Origin of the sequence: Longispora albida DSM 44784, assembly GCF_000379825.1 — a bacterium.
GTDB classification, from domain to species: domain Bacteria; phylum Actinomycetota; class Actinomycetes; order Mycobacteriales; family Micromonosporaceae; genus Longispora; species Longispora albida.
This window is the reverse complement of the sequence record NZ_KB903833.1, coordinates 372371-389182: the sequence shown is the minus strand read 5'-3', so window position 1 is coordinate 389182 and position 16812 is coordinate 372371. Positions and strand designations below refer to the sequence as shown.

Annotated in this window: 13 protein-coding genes; 9 read left to right on the top strand and 4 right to left on the bottom strand. The window is 70.1% G+C overall.

The window, feature by feature from the left end:
- Positions 1–46: 46 nt before the first annotated feature.
- Positions 47–1069: an ABC transporter permease subunit gene (locus A3G1_RS0119460; RefSeq protein ID WP_018351156.1), complete on the bottom strand. Its 1023-nt coding sequence runs from the start codon at positions 1067–1069 to the stop codon at positions 47–49.
- Positions 1066–1998 carry an ATP-binding cassette domain-containing protein gene (locus A3G1_RS0119455; RefSeq protein ID WP_018351155.1) on the bottom strand — a complete coding sequence of 311 codons (933 nt, stop codon included), beginning with the start codon at positions 1996–1998 and terminating at the stop codon, positions 1066–1068. Before A3G1_RS0119455 ends, A3G1_RS0119460 begins: the two co-directional genes overlap by 4 nt.
- Positions 1999–2091: 93 nt before the next feature.
- Between A3G1_RS0119455 and A3G1_RS0119450 the strand changes: the two genes are divergently transcribed.
- The 4 genes from A3G1_RS0119450 (at position 2092) to A3G1_RS0119435 (ending at position 5954) form a co-directional block, all read left to right on the top strand.
- Positions 2092–2883 carry an ABC transporter ATP-binding protein gene (locus A3G1_RS0119450; RefSeq protein ID WP_018351154.1) on the top strand — a complete coding sequence of 264 codons (792 nt, stop codon included), beginning with the start codon at positions 2092–2094 and terminating at the stop codon, positions 2881–2883.
- A gap of 94 nt (positions 2884–2977) precedes the next feature.
- Entirely contained in the window at positions 2978–3352 is a 375-nt protein-coding gene (locus A3G1_RS0119445) for a YccF domain-containing protein (protein ID WP_018351153.1), read from the top strand.
- A gap of 512 nt (positions 3353–3864) precedes the next feature.
- On the top strand, positions 3865–4446 hold the full coding sequence (locus A3G1_RS35665; RefSeq protein ID WP_018351152.1) for a TetR/AcrR family transcriptional regulator: 582 nt from the start codon (positions 3865–3867) through the stop codon (positions 4444–4446).
- Positions 4443–5954, top strand: a complete 1512-nt coding sequence (locus A3G1_RS0119435; RefSeq protein ID WP_018351151.1) for an MFS transporter — start codon at positions 4443–4445, stop codon at positions 5952–5954. Before A3G1_RS35665 ends, A3G1_RS0119435 begins: the two co-directional genes overlap by 4 nt.
- Positions 5955–6021: 67 nt before the next feature.
- Here A3G1_RS0119435 and A3G1_RS0119430 read toward each other — a convergent pair whose 3' ends face one another.
- Complete coding sequence (locus A3G1_RS0119430) at positions 6022–7245, bottom strand: MFS transporter (RefSeq protein WP_026212297.1); 1224 nt, start codon at positions 7243–7245, stop codon at positions 6022–6024.
- A gap of 115 nt (positions 7246–7360) precedes the next feature.
- On the opposite strand from A3G1_RS0119430, the gene A3G1_RS0119425 reads away from it, so the two are divergent.
- Positions 7361–8839 (top strand): sensor histidine kinase, encoded by a 1479-nt coding sequence (locus tag A3G1_RS0119425; protein ID WP_018351149.1) that lies wholly within the window; start codon positions 7361–7363, stop codon positions 8837–8839.
- Between the two features lie 105 nt (positions 8840–8944).
- Here the strand turns inward: A3G1_RS0119425 and A3G1_RS0119420 are convergent, their stop codons facing one another.
- Positions 8945–12454: a M20/M25/M40 family metallo-hydrolase gene (locus tag A3G1_RS0119420; protein WP_018351148.1), complete on the bottom strand. Its 3510-nt coding sequence runs from the start codon at positions 12452–12454 to the stop codon at positions 8945–8947.
- Positions 12455–12568: 114 nt separating this feature from the next.
- Between A3G1_RS0119420 and A3G1_RS0119415 the strand changes: the two genes are divergently transcribed.
- The 4 genes from A3G1_RS0119415 to A3G1_RS0119395 all read left to right on the top strand — a co-directional run bounded on the left by A3G1_RS0119415 (position 12569) and on the right by A3G1_RS0119395 (position 16581).
- Positions 12569–13213, top strand: coding sequence for a GDSL-type esterase/lipase family protein (locus A3G1_RS0119415; RefSeq protein ID WP_026212296.1), 645 nt, complete (start codon positions 12569–12571; stop codon positions 13211–13213).
- Positions 13214–13508: 295 nt separating this feature from the next.
- Positions 13509–15194, top strand: a complete 1686-nt coding sequence (locus tag A3G1_RS0119405) for a nitrite/sulfite reductase (protein WP_018351145.1) — start codon at positions 13509–13511, stop codon at positions 15192–15194.
- A gap of 5 nt (positions 15195–15199) precedes the next feature.
- On the top strand, positions 15200–15886 hold the full coding sequence (locus tag A3G1_RS0119400; protein ID WP_083937012.1) for a phosphoadenylyl-sulfate reductase: 687 nt from the start codon (positions 15200–15202) through the stop codon (positions 15884–15886).
- The gene (locus A3G1_RS0119395; protein WP_018351143.1) at positions 15883–16581 is read left to right on the top strand and encodes a sirohydrochlorin chelatase; all 699 of its coding nucleotides are present in this window, start codon (positions 15883–15885) and stop codon (positions 16579–16581) included. Before A3G1_RS0119400 ends, A3G1_RS0119395 begins: the two co-directional genes overlap by 4 nt.
- Positions 16582–16812: the final 231 nt, after the last annotated feature.

Sequence of the window (16812 nt, the reverse complement as noted above, 5' to 3'; positions counted from 1 at the left end):
GGGAAGCCGTTCTGCGCAGTCCAGATTCGTCCTCAGTGAGCCGGCACTACGTAACGTCGCGTTTCTGGAACGCGTACATCGCTCCGCCGACCGTCAGCGCCAGCACCACGCCCAGCACCAGTGCCGAGTGGTTCATCGTCAGTTCCAGGGTCAGCGGCTTGCACTCGCCGACCGTGTTCGACGTCGCGCAGTGCTCGTAGCTCTCGAAGGTGGACTTCTTCTCCAGCCACGCCGTCACGTACGAGGACAGCAGCCACTTCTCCACGAAGGTCACCCGGAGCAGGGTGAGGACGATGCGCGCGCCGACCTCGCCGATCAGCGCCAGGCCGAGCGCGGCGCCGAGTGCGGCCGCGGTCCGGCGGCCGAGCGAGGCGACGGCGAAGCCCAGCAGGCTGGCGCCCAGTACGAGAAGCAGTGCCCGCAGCCCGGTCAGCCCCGCCGACTGGACGACTCCGCCCGTCACGCCGTCGAAGTGGCCGCGCAGCTTCGCCGTCAGGTACAGCAGAAGTGTCCACACCGCACCGAGAGCCGCGAACACGGCGGTGACCGCCGCCATCAGCGCGAGGGCCTTGGTCAGCAGGACCGGTATGCGTCTCGGCCGCCAGAGCAGCAGGTTCATCATGCCGCCGCTGGACCATTCTGCGCCGACGAACGTCGCGCCGGCCAGGAACGCGAACAGGCACAGCAGCACGCCGAAGATGATCACCATCGGCTGGACGTAGTCCTTGAAGTCGAACGTCGAGGGCATGAACCACTCGGCCTTCGGCTTCTGCATGCCGATCTGCTGGAGGCACTCCTCGCCGGTCATGCCCGACGGGACCTCGGGGCGGGGCTTGCCCGGCATGTCCGGCCCGCCGAACAGCCGGCCCGACTCGCAGTCGGCCTTCAGCCGGTCCCATTCCTGGGTGGCCCGGGTCTCGGCGTTCTGCCGCACCTCGGGCGTGATCTTCTGGTGGGAGAAGAACAGCCCGGCCCAGATGACGCCCAGCAGCAGCACCAGCAGCACGACGACGATCTGGATGAACCTCCGGCTCGCGAGCCGGCTCACCTCGGCCTTGAACAGGTTCATCGCACACCCACCGGGGCTGCGACGCTGTCGGTGAGCGTGAGGAAGACGCTCTCCAGGTCGGGGCGCAGCGGGGTCAGCTCGGCGACGTAGAGCTCGTGCGCTGCGAGCGTCGAGGTGATCCACGAGGGATCGGCAAGCTCTTTCACGATCAAGATCTCATCCTGTACGTCCACAGTGGCCCCGGCCGCCGAGATGATCTCGGCCGCCCGGCGGTGGTCGGCGACCCGTACCCGGAACTCGCCCTTGTCCTGGCTGGCCAGCACCTGCTCGACCGGTCCCGACATGATCCGCTTGCCCCGGGCCACGATGGTGACCGAGTCGCAGATCTGCTGGACCTCGCCGAGGATGTGGCTGGACAGCACGACGGTGACCCCGCTGGCGGCCAGCCCGCGCATCAGGTCGCGCATCTCCCGGATACCCGCCGGGTCGAGCCCGTTGGCCGGCTCGTCGAGGATCAGCAGCTCGGGTTCCTTCAGCAGGGCGGAGGCGACGGCCAGCCGCTGCTTCATGCCGAGCGAGTAGCCCTTGACCTTGTCGCCGGCCCGCTCGGTGAGCCCGACCATGTCGAGGACCTCGTCGATCCGGCTCCTGCGGACGCCGCCGGCCGTGGCGAGCAGGGTCAGGGTCTTGCGGGCGGAGAAGTTGGGGAAGAACTGCGGGCTCTCCACAATGGCCCCGATCGCGCCGGCCACCTGGGGCAGCGCGGCGGGAACGTCCCGGCCCAGCAGCCGCATCCGGCCGCTGTCGGCCTTGATCAGCCCGAGCAGTGTCCGCAGTGTCGTGGTCTTGCCGCAGCCGTTCGGACCCAGAAAACCGTGAACCTGGCCGGCCTCGACCGACAGGTCCAGCCCGTCGAGCGCACGGTGCTCACCCCGCCGGAGGGTGCGGTACGTCTTGCGTAGTCCCTCGATCTCGATGACGGCTGCCATGCATGGCTTCCTTTCGATGGGAGTGTGGTGGCCCACATTACGTGGCCCCGGGCGATCACGAGCGCCGGCCACCTTTCGTGGTTGGATGTGGTCGTGCCGAATGCCGATGCAGTCATTGACCTCGCAGCCGTCACGGTGAGCCGTGCCGGCACCCGCCTGCTGGCCGCTGTCGACTGGTCCGTCGAGCTGGACGAGCGCTGGGTCGTGCTCGGCCCGAACGGCGCAGGCAAGACGACGCTGCTGAGCCTGGCCTCCGCCCGCCTCTTCCCGACGGAGGGCACCGTCCACGTCCTCGGCGAGCGGATCGGCCAGACGGCCGTCCACGAGCTGCGTACCCGGGTCGGCCTGACCAGCGCTGCCCTCGCCGACCGCATCCCGGCGGAGGAGACCGTCCACAACGTCGTCGTCACGGCGGCCTGGGACGTGGTCGGCCGGTTCCGCGAGACGTACGAGGCGATGGACGACATCCGCGCCCGGGTGCTGCTGGAACAGCTCGGCGTCGCAGCCCTCGCCGACCGGGTGTACGGGACGCTTTCGGAGGGTGAGCGCAAGCGGGTACAGATCGCCCGGGCGCTGATGGTCGACCCCGAGCTGCTGCTGCTCGACGAGCCGGCCGCGGGCCTCGATCTCGGCGCGCGCGAGGACCTGGTCCGCAGGCTCGCCGAGCTGGCCTTCGACCCGGACGCCCCGGCGATGGTGCTGGTCACGCACCACGTGGAGGAGATCCCGCCCGGGTTCACGCACGCGCTGCTGCTCCGGGAGGGCGGGGTCGTCGCCCAGGGCCTGATCGGTGATGTCATCACCAGTGACACGTTGAGCCTGGCGTTCGGGTTGCCGCTCGCCGTGGAGCTCCGCCAGGGCCGCTACACCGCCCGGGCCGTTTAGGGCCACTTCGCATGAGATCAAAGCCGGAGATCAAGACCGCTCCGTAGGGGTGTTCCCCGATGACGGCCGCCCTCACGGGCGTCACGCTGGACGTATGCGTTTCATCCTCAACGTGCTGTGGCTGGTGTTCGGCGGCTTCTTCCTGGCCCTCGGCTATGCGCTCGCCGGGTTGATCTGCTTCGTCCTCATCGTGACCATCCCCTTCGGCGTGGCCAGTTTCCGGATGGCGAACTACGCGCTGTGGCCTTTCGGCCGCACCCTGGTCGCGAAGCCCTCGGCCGGCGTGGGCTCCGCGGCGGGCAACGTCATCTGGATCATCGTGGCCGGCTGGTGGCTGGCTCTCGGTCACCTGGTGACCGGGATCGGCCTGTGCCTGACGATCATCGGTATCCCGTTCGGCATCGCCAACTTCAAGATGATCCCGGTGGCCCTGACCCCGCTCGGCCACGAGATCGTCGACATCCCGTAGTTCCCGGACCGCAGTCGTCCTTCGGCCTCCACCCCCGGGTGGAGGCCGAAGTTCTGTCCCTGGGTGGACGGCCGGCCCGTGCCCGATCTGTAGAGTTCGGTCCCGGGCGGAAAGTTCCGGCCGGAAAGCGGAGCGCGACGGGGGTTCGTCATCATGGTGCTCTATTCCTTCGCGTGACCGGCGCGCCCCGGCCCCGTGTCCCAAGCCAGGAACTCAGTGTCACCACCCTGGTTCCTCCCGCCCGCGCCTGGATCAGGAAACCCCGCGTTCACCTGCGCGAAGCCGCACCGGTGATCCGCTGTGGACTCTCCTGAGGGGACGATCGCTTCCGGTCCTGTTCACGCGGGGCCGGCGGCCGTGATCCGCGTCATAAGCGCTTGGCAGGCCGGGGGAGCAGCGCCGAGGATGGCATTTGGAAACGAAACTGTCTCGTTTCCATCCGCGCGGTGACGCGCTGTGGTCACATGGGGGAGCGCGAGATGGACCGCGAGTCAGGTCGTCAGCCTGCAGAGGTGAGCCAGCCGCTCGCCGACGCGGTGCTCGGCCTGCTCGGCTCCGTCGGGTACGAGCGGATGACGATGGACGCCATCGCCGCCCAGGCCCGGATGAGCAAGGCGACCATCTACCGCCGGTGGCCCGGCAAGGCCGAGCTGGTCATCGACACCCTCCGTCAGTGGACCGTCCGGGACAACAGCCCCACGGCTGACACCGGCTCCCTGCGCGGTGACCTGCTGGAGATGCTCGCCGTGATGGCGGAGGCCTGCAAGGCCGACGGCCGGATCATGCAGGCGCTGTCCTTCGCCATGCAGTCCAACCCCGAGCTGGCCAGGCGCGTCCGCGAGCTGGTCTTCCCGATCGGTGAACGGCACGCGGAGATCATTCTCCGCCGGTCGGCGCAGCGCGGCGAGCTGGTCATGCCGCCGCCGGCCAGCCTGTTCCACGATCTCGCCCCGGCCCTGTTGCTGTCCCGCTTCCTCGGCCTCGGTGAACCCCTCGACCGCGAGTACCTGGCCAAGGTGGCCGACGAGGTGCTGCTGCCGGTCCTCCAGCCGTATGTAAGGCACGTTCTTTCCGAAGGGGATAACCCGCAATGACGACTCAAGTCTCCGGCTCGACCGGCCTCAAGGAGGCAGGGGCGGCCGCTGAGCCGTTCCCGCGCCGCTGGGCCGCCCTGGGAGTCCTGGCCATCGCGCAGCTCATGGTCGTGCTCGACGCGACCATCGTCAACGTCGCCATGCCGGTGGCGCAGGCCAAGCTCGACATCTCCGAGGCTGACAAGCAGTGGATGGTCACGGCCTACGCCCTGACCTTCGGTGGTCTCCTCCTCCTCGGTGGCCGCATCGCCGACTACTGGGGCCGCCGCAAGGCGTTCATCTGGGGCTCGGTCGGTTTCGCGCTGGCCTCGGCGCTGGGTGGTGCCGCGACGAACGGTGAGACGCTGTTCGCCGCGCGTGCCCTCCAGGGTGCTTTCGGCGCGCTGCTCGCCCCGGCGGGCCTGGCGCTGCTGACGGTGCTGTTCACGGACGTGAAGGAGCGCGCCAAGGCGTTCGCCGTCTACGGTGCCATCGCCGGTGGTGGCGCGGCTGTCGGTCTCGTGGCCGGTGGTGTGCTCACCGAGTACGCGAGCTGGCGCTGGACGCTTCTGGTCAACATCCCGATCGCCCTGCTGGCCGTCGTGCTCGCCATCATGGTGCTGCCGGAGAGCAAGGCGAAGGGCAACACCAAGTACGACATCCCGGGTGCCATCACGGTGACCCTGGGTCTCGTCGCCATCGTGTACGGCGCGACGCAGGCCGCCGACGAGAAGATCGGCTGGACGTCCTTCGAGTCGCTCGGCTACATCATCGGCGGTATCGCCCTGCTGATCGCCTTCGTCCTGATCCAGGTCAAGTCGAAGAACCCGCTGCTGCCGATGCGCATCCTGCTCGACCGTAACCGTGGCGCGGCGTACCTGTCCGGCACGCTGACGGGTGTCGGCATGTTCGGCGCGTTCCTGTTCCTGACGTACTACTTCCAGGCGATGCTGAAGTTCACCCCGGTCGAGGCCGGCCTGGCCTCGCTGCCGATCACGGTGGGTGTGTTCATCGCGGCCGGCGCGGCCAGCGGCCTGATGCCGAAGGTGGGCGCCAAGCCGCTGATGGCGGCCGGCTCGGTCCTCGCCGCGCTGTCGATCTTCGCGCTGACCCGGATCGGCATCGAGAACAACTACACGACCGAGGTGCTGCCGGCCATGCTGGCGCTCGGCCTGGGCATGGGCCTCACGTTCGTGCCGCTGTCGAACCTGGCGCTGATCGGCGTGCCGGAGCAGGACTCCGGCGTGGCGAGCGCGACCCTGAACGCCACGCAGCAGGTCGGTGGCGCGCTGGGCACGGCACTGCTGAACACGTTCGCGATCAACGCCGCGACCGCGTACGCCAAGGACCACCAGCCGAAGTCGGCGGCCGAGGCGCCGCTGGTCCAGGCGAACGCGATGCTGGAGAGCTTCCACACCGCGTTCATCTGGGGCGGGATCTTCCTCGCGGCCTCGGCCGTGGTGATCATCCTGCTGGTCAAGGTCCGCAAGGAGGACCTGCCCACCGAGGCTGCCCCGCACGTCGGCTAGACCACAGAACAAAAGGCAACCCCTCATCTGGTACTGGATGAGGGGTTGCCCTTTTCTGTAGTCCCGCTCAGCCGATCCGGCGGAGATTCCGGACGGCCGGGACGGCGAGCACCGCCAGGCAGACGCCGACCGTGATCACCGACCCGGCGCCGAGCACCACCGAGGCCCCGAACGCCGCCGCCAGCGGCCCGGCGAGGGCCTGCCCGACCGGCACGCCGGAAACGGAGCCCGCCACCTCGTACGCGCTGACCCGGTTGAGCACGTCCGGCGGGATCTGGGTCTGCACGCTCGTCGCCCACATCACCGACCAGAAGGCCCACGAGGCCCCGCCGGCCGCGTGCGCGGCGAGCAGTACCGGCATCGAGCCGCCAGCGGCGATGGCCAGCGGCACGAGCGCGAAGCCGAACAGCGCGACCCCGCCGGCCGCGAGGGGCCGGGCCGGGCGGAGGCGCAGCGCGACCAGCCCGCCGAGGATGGTGCCCGCCCCGAGCGCGCTCATCACCCAGCCGTAGGCCTGCTCGCCGTGCTGGCCGGTGACCAGGCCCGAGCCGAGCGGGATGAGCGGCCCGTAGACGGACGAGCCGAACACCATCCAGATCAGGATGATCGACCACATCCACGTCCGCCCCCGGAACTCGACCCACCCGGCTCGCAGGTCCGCCCGCATCGTCGAGCCCTTGGGGATCAGCGGGACGGCGGCCAGCCGGAGCGCGAACAGGCACACAGCGCTCACCACGAAGTTCGTCGCGTTGACCGCGTACACCATGCCCGCCCCGATCAGCGAGACGAGCAGCGCCGCCACGGCGGGCCCGGTGAGCTGGGCGAGCGCGTCGGCGACCCGGAGCGTGGCGTTGGCGCGCTGCACGTCGCCGGCGACCCGGGGGACGAGCCCGGCCACGCCCGGCTGGAACATGGCCGCCGCCGCACCGGACACAGCGGACAGTCCGATGAGGAGCCACAGCGGCGTGTACGCGGCGAACAGCGCCACCGCCATCGCCGCCTGGGTCACCACGCGCACCAGGTCAGCGCCGATCATCATCCGCTGAGCGGAGAACCGGTCGGCGTACACCCCGCCGAACAGCAGCAGGGCGATGAAGGGCACCATCCACGCCGCGAGCACGTACCCGACGCCGGAGTCCCCGTGCCCCGCGCCCCGCACGGCCAGCGCGACGGTCACGGTGAGCATCGCGTCGCCGAGCATCGCGACGGTACGGGCGAGGAAGTAGAGGGTGAAGTTACGAGTCCAGAGCCGGGCGGGCGATGGCGGGGCAAGAGGGGTAAGGGTCGCCACGGAAGCCTCTCGTTTCAGTTAGGAACCCTGGCAGAATCGCACGCCGATTACGCATCTGTCTTGCGAAATCGAGCTGTGAACCTGGTCATGCCCGGGCGCTCAGTACCCTTACACCGTGTCCACCCTCAGAGACCTGGTCGAGGAGTACACCGACCTCGACCAGGAAAGCGTCGACCACCTGCACCGGCTGGCCGGCGACTGGCAGCTTTTGAGCGACCTGTCCTTCGCCGACCTGCTCATGTGGGTACCTGTCGAGGACGGCGAGTTCCGGTGCGTGGCCCAGGTGCGGCCGACGACGGCCCCCACCGCGTACCTCGACGACCAGGTCGGCCAGATCCTCGGCGGCGCGGACGTGGCCCACCTCGCCGTCGCGCTGGACGAGGGCCGGATCTGGCGGGAGGGCGACCCGGTCTGGTACGGGGACACGCCGGCCCGCCGGGAGGCCATCCCCGTCCGCCGCCCCGACGACGACCGGGTGATCGCGCTGCTCGGCCGGGACACGAACCTGTCGACGGCCCGGACGCCGAGCCAGCTGGAACTCAACTACCTCACGACGGCCGACGACCTGACGCAGATGGTCGCCGACGGTACCTTCCCGCCGCCGCAGCACCCCGGGGAGACCACGAGTGCCCCGCGGGTCGGCGACGGCCTGATCAGGCTCGACGCCGACGGCAAGGTGGCATACGCGAGCCCGAACGCGCAGTCGGCGTACCGGAGACTGGGTTTCCCCAGCCATCTCACCGGTGAGGACCTCGCGGCCCTGACCGGCAGGCTGGCCGATGATCCCCTCGAAGGCGGCGAAGCCGTCGAGCGGATCTTCGCGGCGCTGCGCGGCGAGTCGCCCTCCCGCAAGGAGCTGGACGGCCGGGGCGCGACCCTGCTGCTCCGCGCGCTGCCGCTGCTCCCTGGCGGCCACCCGATCGGCGCGGTCGTGCTGGTCCGCGACATCACCGAGGTCCGCCGCCGGGACCGGGCGCTGGTCACCAAGGACGCCACGATCCGCGAGATCCACCACCGGGTGAAGAACAACCTCCAGACCGTGGCCGCGCTGCTCCGGCTCCAGGCCCGGCGGGTCGACTCGCCGCAGGGCAAGGCCGCGCTGGAGGAGTCCGTGCGGCGCGTCTCCTCGATCGCCCTCGTGCACGAGACGCTGTCGATGGCCTCCGACGAGACCGTCGAGTTCGACACCATCGTCGACCGGGTCGCGTCGATGGCCGCGGAGCTGTCGGCGGCCGAGAGCCGGGTGACGCTGCGCCGCGAGGGCACCTTCGGCAAGCTGCCGGCCGAGATCGCCACGCCGCTCGTCATGGTCCTCAACGAGCTGCTCCAGAACGCTGTCGAGCACGCGTACGGCCCGGCCGAGCAGGGCGAGGTCGTGATCGCCGCGCACCGCTGGCGGCGGCAGCTCCACGTCACCGTGTCCGACTCCGGCCAGGGCCTGCCCGAGGGCTTCGACCTCGACGCCAGCAAGCGCCTCGGCCTCCAGATCGTGCGTACCCTCGCCGCCGGCGAACTGCGCGGCACCATCGAGCTGCGCAACCGCGTCGACTCCGGCATGGAGGCCGTCGTGGTGGTACCGCTGTCGCGAAGGTGAGTGGGACCCCTCATGTCGCTATAGCGACATGAGGGGTCCCGTGATCATGAGGAGGCCCCTGCCCGGTGGAGGTCGGGCAGGGGCCGGACTATCTACTGTGTACCGCTAGCAGGCGCCTTCGTCACGCCAGACGGCCCAGGACTGCGGGGCACCCGGCTCGGCACCCGCCGAGTACCAGGTCGACGTGTACTTGTGCCCGTTGTGCTGCACCACGTCACCCGGCACGTAGGTCGTGCCGGAGTTCCACACCGGCAGGCCACCGCAGCCGCCCGGCGAGCCGGTGACCGTCAGCGTGTAGCTCACCGACCGCGACACCGACCCGGCCGCCGTGATGGTGACCGTGTACGTGCCCGCCGGAGTGCTCGCCGACGTGGAGATCGTCAGCGCCGACGAGTTCCCGGTCGTCACCGACGACGGGTTGAACGAGGCCGTCGCCCCGGCCGGCAGGCCAGCAGCGCTCAGCGTGACCGTCTGCGGGTTACCCGACGTCGTCTGGGTACCCACGGTCGTGGCCGCCGACTGTCCAGCCTGGACGGTTCCCGAGCCCGGGTTCACCGAGACCGAGAAGTCCCCGCCGCCGACCGGGCCGACCGTCAGCCGGAAGTTGGCCGTCCGGGTCACCGAACCGGTCGCGGTGATCGTGATGTCGTACGAACCCGACGGCGTACTGGCCGACGTCGTGAACGTCGCCGCCGACGAGTTGCCGGTGAGCACCGACGACGGATTGAAGGAGACGGTCACCCCGGCCGGCAGGCCAGTGGCGGTCAGCTGCACCGTCTGCGGGCTGCCCGACGTGGTCTGCGTCCCGACCGTGGTCGACGCCGTGCCGCCGGCCTGCGTGCTGGCCTGCGCCGGGTTGGCCGACACCGAGAAATCGTTGCTCGGGCTGCTCACCACGGCCAGCTTCCACAGCGCGAAGGCCAGGCCGTCGGCGCTCCGGTCGAGCGGAGTCGCCGCGACGTTGCTCGTGGTGTCGCAGGACGCGTGGTAGCAGGGGTCGTACGCGGAGTTGGCCGTGCCACCCCACTTGCCAGCCTGGGCTGTGGTCTTGCGGGCACTGGCACCGGTCGCGTACCCGCTGGTCGGGATGCCCACCGCCCGGAACGAGGCGTCATCGGAGCGCCCGGCGCCCTCGACGTTCTCCTCCGGCTGGATGTTCAGCGAGTCCCAGTACTCCTTGAGCGGTGCTGCCGTCGAACTCGTGATCTGGTTGATGAAGTAACCAGCGTTCCGCGAGCCGACCATGTCGAAGTTGTAGTACCCCTTGATGGCCGACCGCTGGCTGGCGCTGAGCTGGCCGACGTAGTACTCGGAGCCGTTGAGGCCCTGCTCCTCGTCCGTCCACCACGCGAACCGCACGTGCTTGCTCAGCTGCGGGTTGGCCTGGGCCAGCGCGAGCGCGACCTCCAGCGTCACCGCCGACCCGGAGCCGTTGTCGTTGATGCCCGGCCCGGCAGACACCCCGTCGAGGTGCGCGCCGAACATGACGGTGTTGCTGGTGTCGCCGCCCGGCCAGTCAGCGATCAGGTTGTTGGACGGGTAGGTGCACGTGGAGCAGTACTGCTCGGTGACCTGGTAACCGGCCGCCTGGAGTTTGCCCTTCACGTAGTTCAGCGAAGCGGTGTAGCCAGCGGAGCCCGCCCGCCGGTTGCCGCCGTTCTGCGAGGCGATCGTGCCGAACTGCGTCAGGTGCGCCTGCACCTTCGCCACGTCGATGTTGGGTGCGCCTGGCCCGGGGCCACCCGTGCCGACCTGGAGCGAGTACGTGGCTGTGTGCGTGACACTGCCCGTGCCGGTCACCGTCACCGTGTAGTTGCCCTGCGCCGCACTCGACGAGGCGTTCAGGGTCAGGGTGGCCGAGCCGCCCGAGGTGACGCTGGCCGGGCTGATCGTGCCGGTCACGCCGTTCGGCAGGCCGGAAACGGTCAGGTTCACCATCTGCGCGTTACCCGACGTCGTCTGCGTGCCCACAGTGGACGTCACCGACGAACCCTGCTGCACGGTACCGGAGGCCGGGTTCAGTGAGATCGAGAAGTCGTTCGCCGGGCCGCCCGTGCAGGTGGCCTCGCCGGACACCGCCGGTACGGAAACCGCGTTCCATGCGTCCTTGACGGCCTGCCACTCCACACAGGACGGGGCATAGAGATCCTTGGCGGCCTGGAGCGTGGCCCGCCGGACGGACGAGTGCACCCACGTCGAGCTCTTGGTCAGCAGCGCGGTGTGGAAGATCTTGCCGGCCTTCTGGATGCCGATCCCGGTCACCTTCGCCGGGCCGCCGGAGCAGATCGGGCTGTTCGGCTTGCCGCCGCCGGGCGCCGAGCCCTCGGCCAGCAGGTAGAACCAGTGGTTCTGCGGACCGGCTGCCGCGTGCACCTCGGTGTTCGGGATGGACGACGAGTAGCAGTTCGGGTCGCCGACCCGCGAAGGGTCGTACATGTACCGGATCGGGCCGCGCCCGACCAGGTTCACCTCCTCGCCGACCTCGTAGTCCGGCGGGTCGTTGGAGTTGTTGGCGTAGTGCTCGGTGAGCGCGCCGAAGATGTCGCCGGTCGACTCGTTCAGCCCGCCGGTCTCGTTGCCGGAGCCGCCCTGGCCGGTGCCGGAGAACTGGAAGATCGCGTGGCCGTACTCGTGCGCCACCACGTCGATCGGCGTGACCTGCCGCTGGCTGTCCTGGCTGCGGCCGAAGTTGGTGTAGCTGCCGTTCCAGTAGGCGTTGACGTCGGACAGGCCGACCCGGGCCGGGAAGGCCCCGCCGTTGCCGTTGAAGCCGTTGCGCCCGATCCAGTTCTTGAGCATGTCCCATTCCTGCTGGGCGGCGTACATGACGTCCACGCAGGCGGTTTCGAGGTTCGTGCCCTGGCCGTTGCCCCAGACGTCGTCGGTGCCGGTGTACGCCGAGCCGTTCTGGCCACCGCACTGCAGGTTCGACCGGGTGCCGTCCCGCATCGTGTACGAGCTGCCCGACCCGCTGGTCTGGATGGTCACCGAGCCGTTGTAGTACCCGGTACCCGAACCCTCGGCAGCGGCGTGCCGCACGTCGTCGTACGCGTCGGCCACAGCTCCGGACTGGGCGTCGACGTACACGTGCAGGCTTGACGGCGCAGTAGCCGTACGCCCGGTGACGTGCACGTTCCACACGAGGCGCGGGTTGTCGCCGGCCAGCACCGACAGCTGCGGTACCGACGTGCTGTCCACAGTGGCCAGCTTGCCCCGCGCGACCTCCGAGGCCTTCGCCGCTGGCACGGCCGGCACGATGCCGACCGTGATCGGCCTGGTCGGTGCGGCGCTGATGTCCCGGATCCGGCCGTCGGGGTCGCTGGTGACGACCGCGTCGGCCCCGAGCACCGGCAGGCCACGGTACGTCCGCTCGTAGGCGGAGTACTGCAGGCCGCGCTCGCCGGTGATGCTCCGGACCCGGCGCAGCTGCTCGTGCGGGCCCTTGGCGAGCGCGTCGAGCCCGGACTCGGCGGCGCGGTCGGCGGCCAGCAGCGCCCGGTCGACGGCGGACAGGACAAGCCCGGTACCTGGCTGGGGCGCCGGGCCTGCGTGCGCGGGCGCCGCGAGGAGCGCGGCGGCCGTACACGCGATGAGGGGTATGGCAATGCGTCTCACGCTGGTGCTCCTCAGCTCTGAGTAACAGTGAGCACCATTAATAAATAAGACTCTTAACAGATAGGTCAATCCTGATCGACCCTTGCGGCACCCTTGCCCGTCTACCATCTGGTAGTGATCTTGAATCCTGCCGCGCGGACCATCGTCTGCTTCGGAGACTCCAACACCCACGGCCACCCGGCCGACGACAGCCACGACGGCCGCTGGCCAGCTGACCAGCGCTGGACCGGCCAGCTCCAGGCCCAGCTCGGCCCCGGATACCGCGTGATCGAGGAGGGCCTCAACAGCCGCACCACCGACCTCGACTACGCCGCCGGCGAGGACAAGCCCGGCCGCAACGGCCGCGCGTACCTGCTGCCCTGCCTGCACAGTCACGCCCCGGTCGGCACCCTCGTGCTGATGCTCGGCACCAACGACCTCAAGCTCCCGTTCGGCCGGACGGCCGCGGACATCGCGGCGGCGATCGGCGGCCTGATCGACGACGCCAAGGCGGCCGGCGTGCCCGACATCCTGGTCCTCGCGCCGATCCCGATAGACCCGTCCCAGGCCGGCTACGAGATCTGGGCCCGCGAGGTCTACGGCGACGCGGCGGCCTCACCGTTCCTCGCCGCCGAGATCGAGGCCGTGGCCTTGGGCAGGGGAGTGCGGTTCGCCGACGCCGGCACGGTCGCTGGCCCCGGCGACGACGGCGTCCACCTGACCGGCGGCTCCCACGCCAGGCTCGCCACCCTCGTCGCGACACTGGTCAAGGCGGCCTGAAACACCAGGAACGGGCCTGACGTGCGCGGATCAGCGGGCGGTCAGCGCGTGATCAGGCCCATACTGGTGCTCTTGCCGACCCCGTGGGACGATGCTGGGCATGCATGCCGCCCTGCACCGCCGCCTCGTGGTCCGCCGCCACGTGGACTACGGCCGTGTGCGCAGCGCCATGTGTCAGCCGGTTCTGTAATCGCCGCCCACTTTCTTCTCGCAGGGCGCGCGGTCTTCGCCGGCACCGTCCCCAGCACCAGATTTCGGCTCAGACCGGGCGCCTCTCCGTGTCAGGAGACGCACCATGACGTCCACCATCAAAGCCACCACCAGGGCAAAAGGCCAGGGCCAGTGGGCTCTCGGCTACCGGGAGCCGCTCAATCCCAACGAGCGGATGAAGAAGGACGACGACGGCCTCAACGTGCGGGCCCGGGTCGAGAACATCTACCAGTACACCGGATTCGGCGGCATCGACCCGTCCGACCTGCGCGGCCGGCTGCGCTGGTGGGGCCTGTACACCCAGCGCAAGCCCGGTATCGACGGCGGTAAGACGGCCGTCCTCGAACCGCACGAGCTTGAGGACGAGTACTTCATGCTCCGCGTCCGCATCGACGGCGGCCAGCTCTCCCTCGCCCAGCTCCGCGCGATCGCCGACGTGTCCGTCAAGTACGCCCGTGGCACCGCAGACCTCACCGACCGGCAGAACATCCAGCTGCACTGGGTCCGCATCGAGGACGTACCGGCCATCTGGAAGGCACTCGAAGCCGTCGGCCTGTCCACCCAGGAGGCCTGTGGCGACACCCCCCGCGTGATCGTCGGCAGCCCCGTGGCCGGCGTCAGCGCCGACGAGCGGATCGACCCGACCCCGGCCATCCGGGAGATCGAGCGCCGCTTCGTCGGCAACCCCGAGTACTCCAACCTGCCGCGCAAGTTCAAGTCCTCGGTCTCCTGGCTGCCCGACGTGCCGTACGAGGTCAACGACGTGGCCTTCATCGGCAGCGTGCACCCGGACCACGGCCCCGGCTTCGATCTCTGGGTCGGCGGCGGCCTGTCCACCAACCCGATGCTCGCCAAGCGCGTCGGCGTCTGGGTGCCCATCGAGGACGTGCCCGACGTGTGGGCTGGCGTGATCGGCATCTTCCGCGACTACGGGTACCGGCGGCTGCGGAACAAGGCGCGCCTCAAGTTCCTGGTCAACGACTGGGGGATCGGCAGGTTCCGCGACGTCCTGGAGAACGAGTACCTGGGCCGCAAACTCGCCGACGGCCCGCTCCCGGAGCTGCCCGCCCAGCCGATCGACCACATCGGACTCGGCGACCAGGCCGACGGGAAGAAGTACCTCGGCGTCGCGCCGGTGGTCGGCCGGGTGAGCGGTGAGACGCTGCACGCGCTGGCTGACCTGCTCGACCGGTACAACATCGGAAGGGTCCGGACCACCGCCTACCAGAAGCTGCTGGTCCTCGACGTCGAACCGGCGGACGCCGAAGCCCTGGCATCCGACCTGGACGCCCTCGGCCTGCGCACCAGGCCGGGCACCTTCCGCCGGGCGACGATGGCCTGCACCGGCATCGAGTACTGCAAGCTCGCGATCGTCGAGACCAAGGGCACCGCGGCGAAGCTGATCGAGGAGCTGGAGTCCCGGCTCGGCGACGTCGACGCGGAGATCTCCATCAACATCAACGGCTGCCCGAACGCCTGCGCCCGCACCCAGGTCGCCGACATCGGTCTCAAGGGCATCCGCCTCGGCGAGGAGGAGGGCTTCCAGATCCACCTCGGCGGCGGCCTCGCGGTCTCGGCCGGTGCCTTCGCCGAGACTGAGGACGGCCAGCCGCTCGGCTCGCTCGGCCGCAAGCTGCGCGGCCTGAAGACCACAGCGGCCAACCTCCCCAACTACGTCGAGCGGATCACGCGTACCTACCTCGACCAGCGCGCCGACGGTGAGTCCTTCGCGCAGTGGGTGGCCAGAGCCGACGAGGAGGCCCTGGCGTGAGCGACATGACCCCCCTGGAGGAACTGGCCTACCGGGCAGGCAACGACCTCGAAGAGGCCTCGGCCGAGCGGATCGTCGAGTGGGCCGTGGAGAACTTCGGCGAGAGGTTCTGCGTGACCAGCTCCTTCGCCGACGCGCTCCTGGCCCACCTGGTCTCGCGGGTGGCACCGGGGGTGGACGTGATCTTCCTCGACACCGGCCTGCACTTCGCCGAGACCCTCGCCGTCCGCGACCTGGCGGCGAGGACCCTGCCGATCACCGTGCGCTCGATCCCGCCGCAGCGGACGGTCGGCCAGCAGGACGGCGACCACGGCCCGCGCCTCTTCCACCGCGACCCCGGCCAGTGCTGCACGCTGCGCAAGGTCAAGCCGCTGGAGTCGGCGCTGGCCCCGTACACGGCGTGGGCGACCGGGCTCCGGCGGGACGAGACGCCCAGCCGGGCCGGCACGCCCGTCGTCGGATACGACTACGACCGCGAGAAGGTCAAGATCTCGCCACTGGCCCGGTGGACGGCCCAGGACGCCGCTGACTACATCACCCGTTTCGACGTACCCGTCAACGACCTCATCAACCAGGGATACCCCTCGGTCGGCTGCTGGCCGTGCACCCGGGCCGTCGCGGAGGGCGAGGACCCGAGGTCGGGGCGGTGGGCGATGTTCGAGGACAAGACCGAGTGCGGCATCCACCTGTGACGTCGCCCTTTTCCCCGGTACCCGGCCTGCCGCTGGTGCTCCTCGCCCACGGCAGCCGGGATCCCCGGGCCGCGATGTCCACTGAGGACCTCGCCCTGGCCGTGGCGGCGGCCCGGCCGGGGCTCGACGTGCGCGTCGCGTACCTCGACCACTCCTGGCCCAGCCCGGCCGAGGTCCTCACCGCCACCGGCCCGGCCGTCGTCGTCCCGCTCCTGCTCACCTCGGCGTACCACGGCCGCGTCGACGTACCGGCAGCCCTCGCCGGCCACCCCGCGACCCAGGCGCCTGTCATCGGCCCGGACCCGGCGCTGATCCAGGCACTGGCACGGGGACTCCGCCGCGACACCTGCGACAGCGTTCTCCTGATCGCGGCGGGTACCTCCGACCGCGCCTCCCGGGCCGCGATCACCGGCGTGGCCACAGCCCTCGGCCGCCGCCTCGCCGTACCCGCCGCGGCAGCCTTCGCCTCCGGCCCCGGACCCCGTCCCGAGGAGGCTGTGGCGGCTCTGCCCGGCAGGGTCGGTGTCGCCTCCTACTTCCTCGCCCCCGGGCTCCTCCACGACCGCGCCAGCCAGGCCGCCCGCGCGGCCGGAGCTGTGTGCGTGACCCCGCCCCTCGGCGCCGCTCCGGAGCTGGTCAGCCTCGTCCTCACCCGCTACGCGGCAGCCGCCGTACCGGCCCTGGTCGCGGCGTAGTGCCAACCCGCCGGCGGGCCTCTGTGGAGCTTGCTGTTCGATCGAACACGTGTTTGAATAATGGGGTCAGGTTCGGCTTGGATGGTTGCAACGGCCGTGGCCGTTCAAGCCATTTGCGTCGGGGAAGACCGGGTGGCGACCCCCTTGCCACCGGGTAGAGACGCAGAAAGACGGATACCCGGGCTGGTCCCCCGGGTATCCGTCGAAATCTGGGGCTTGCATACGTTCACT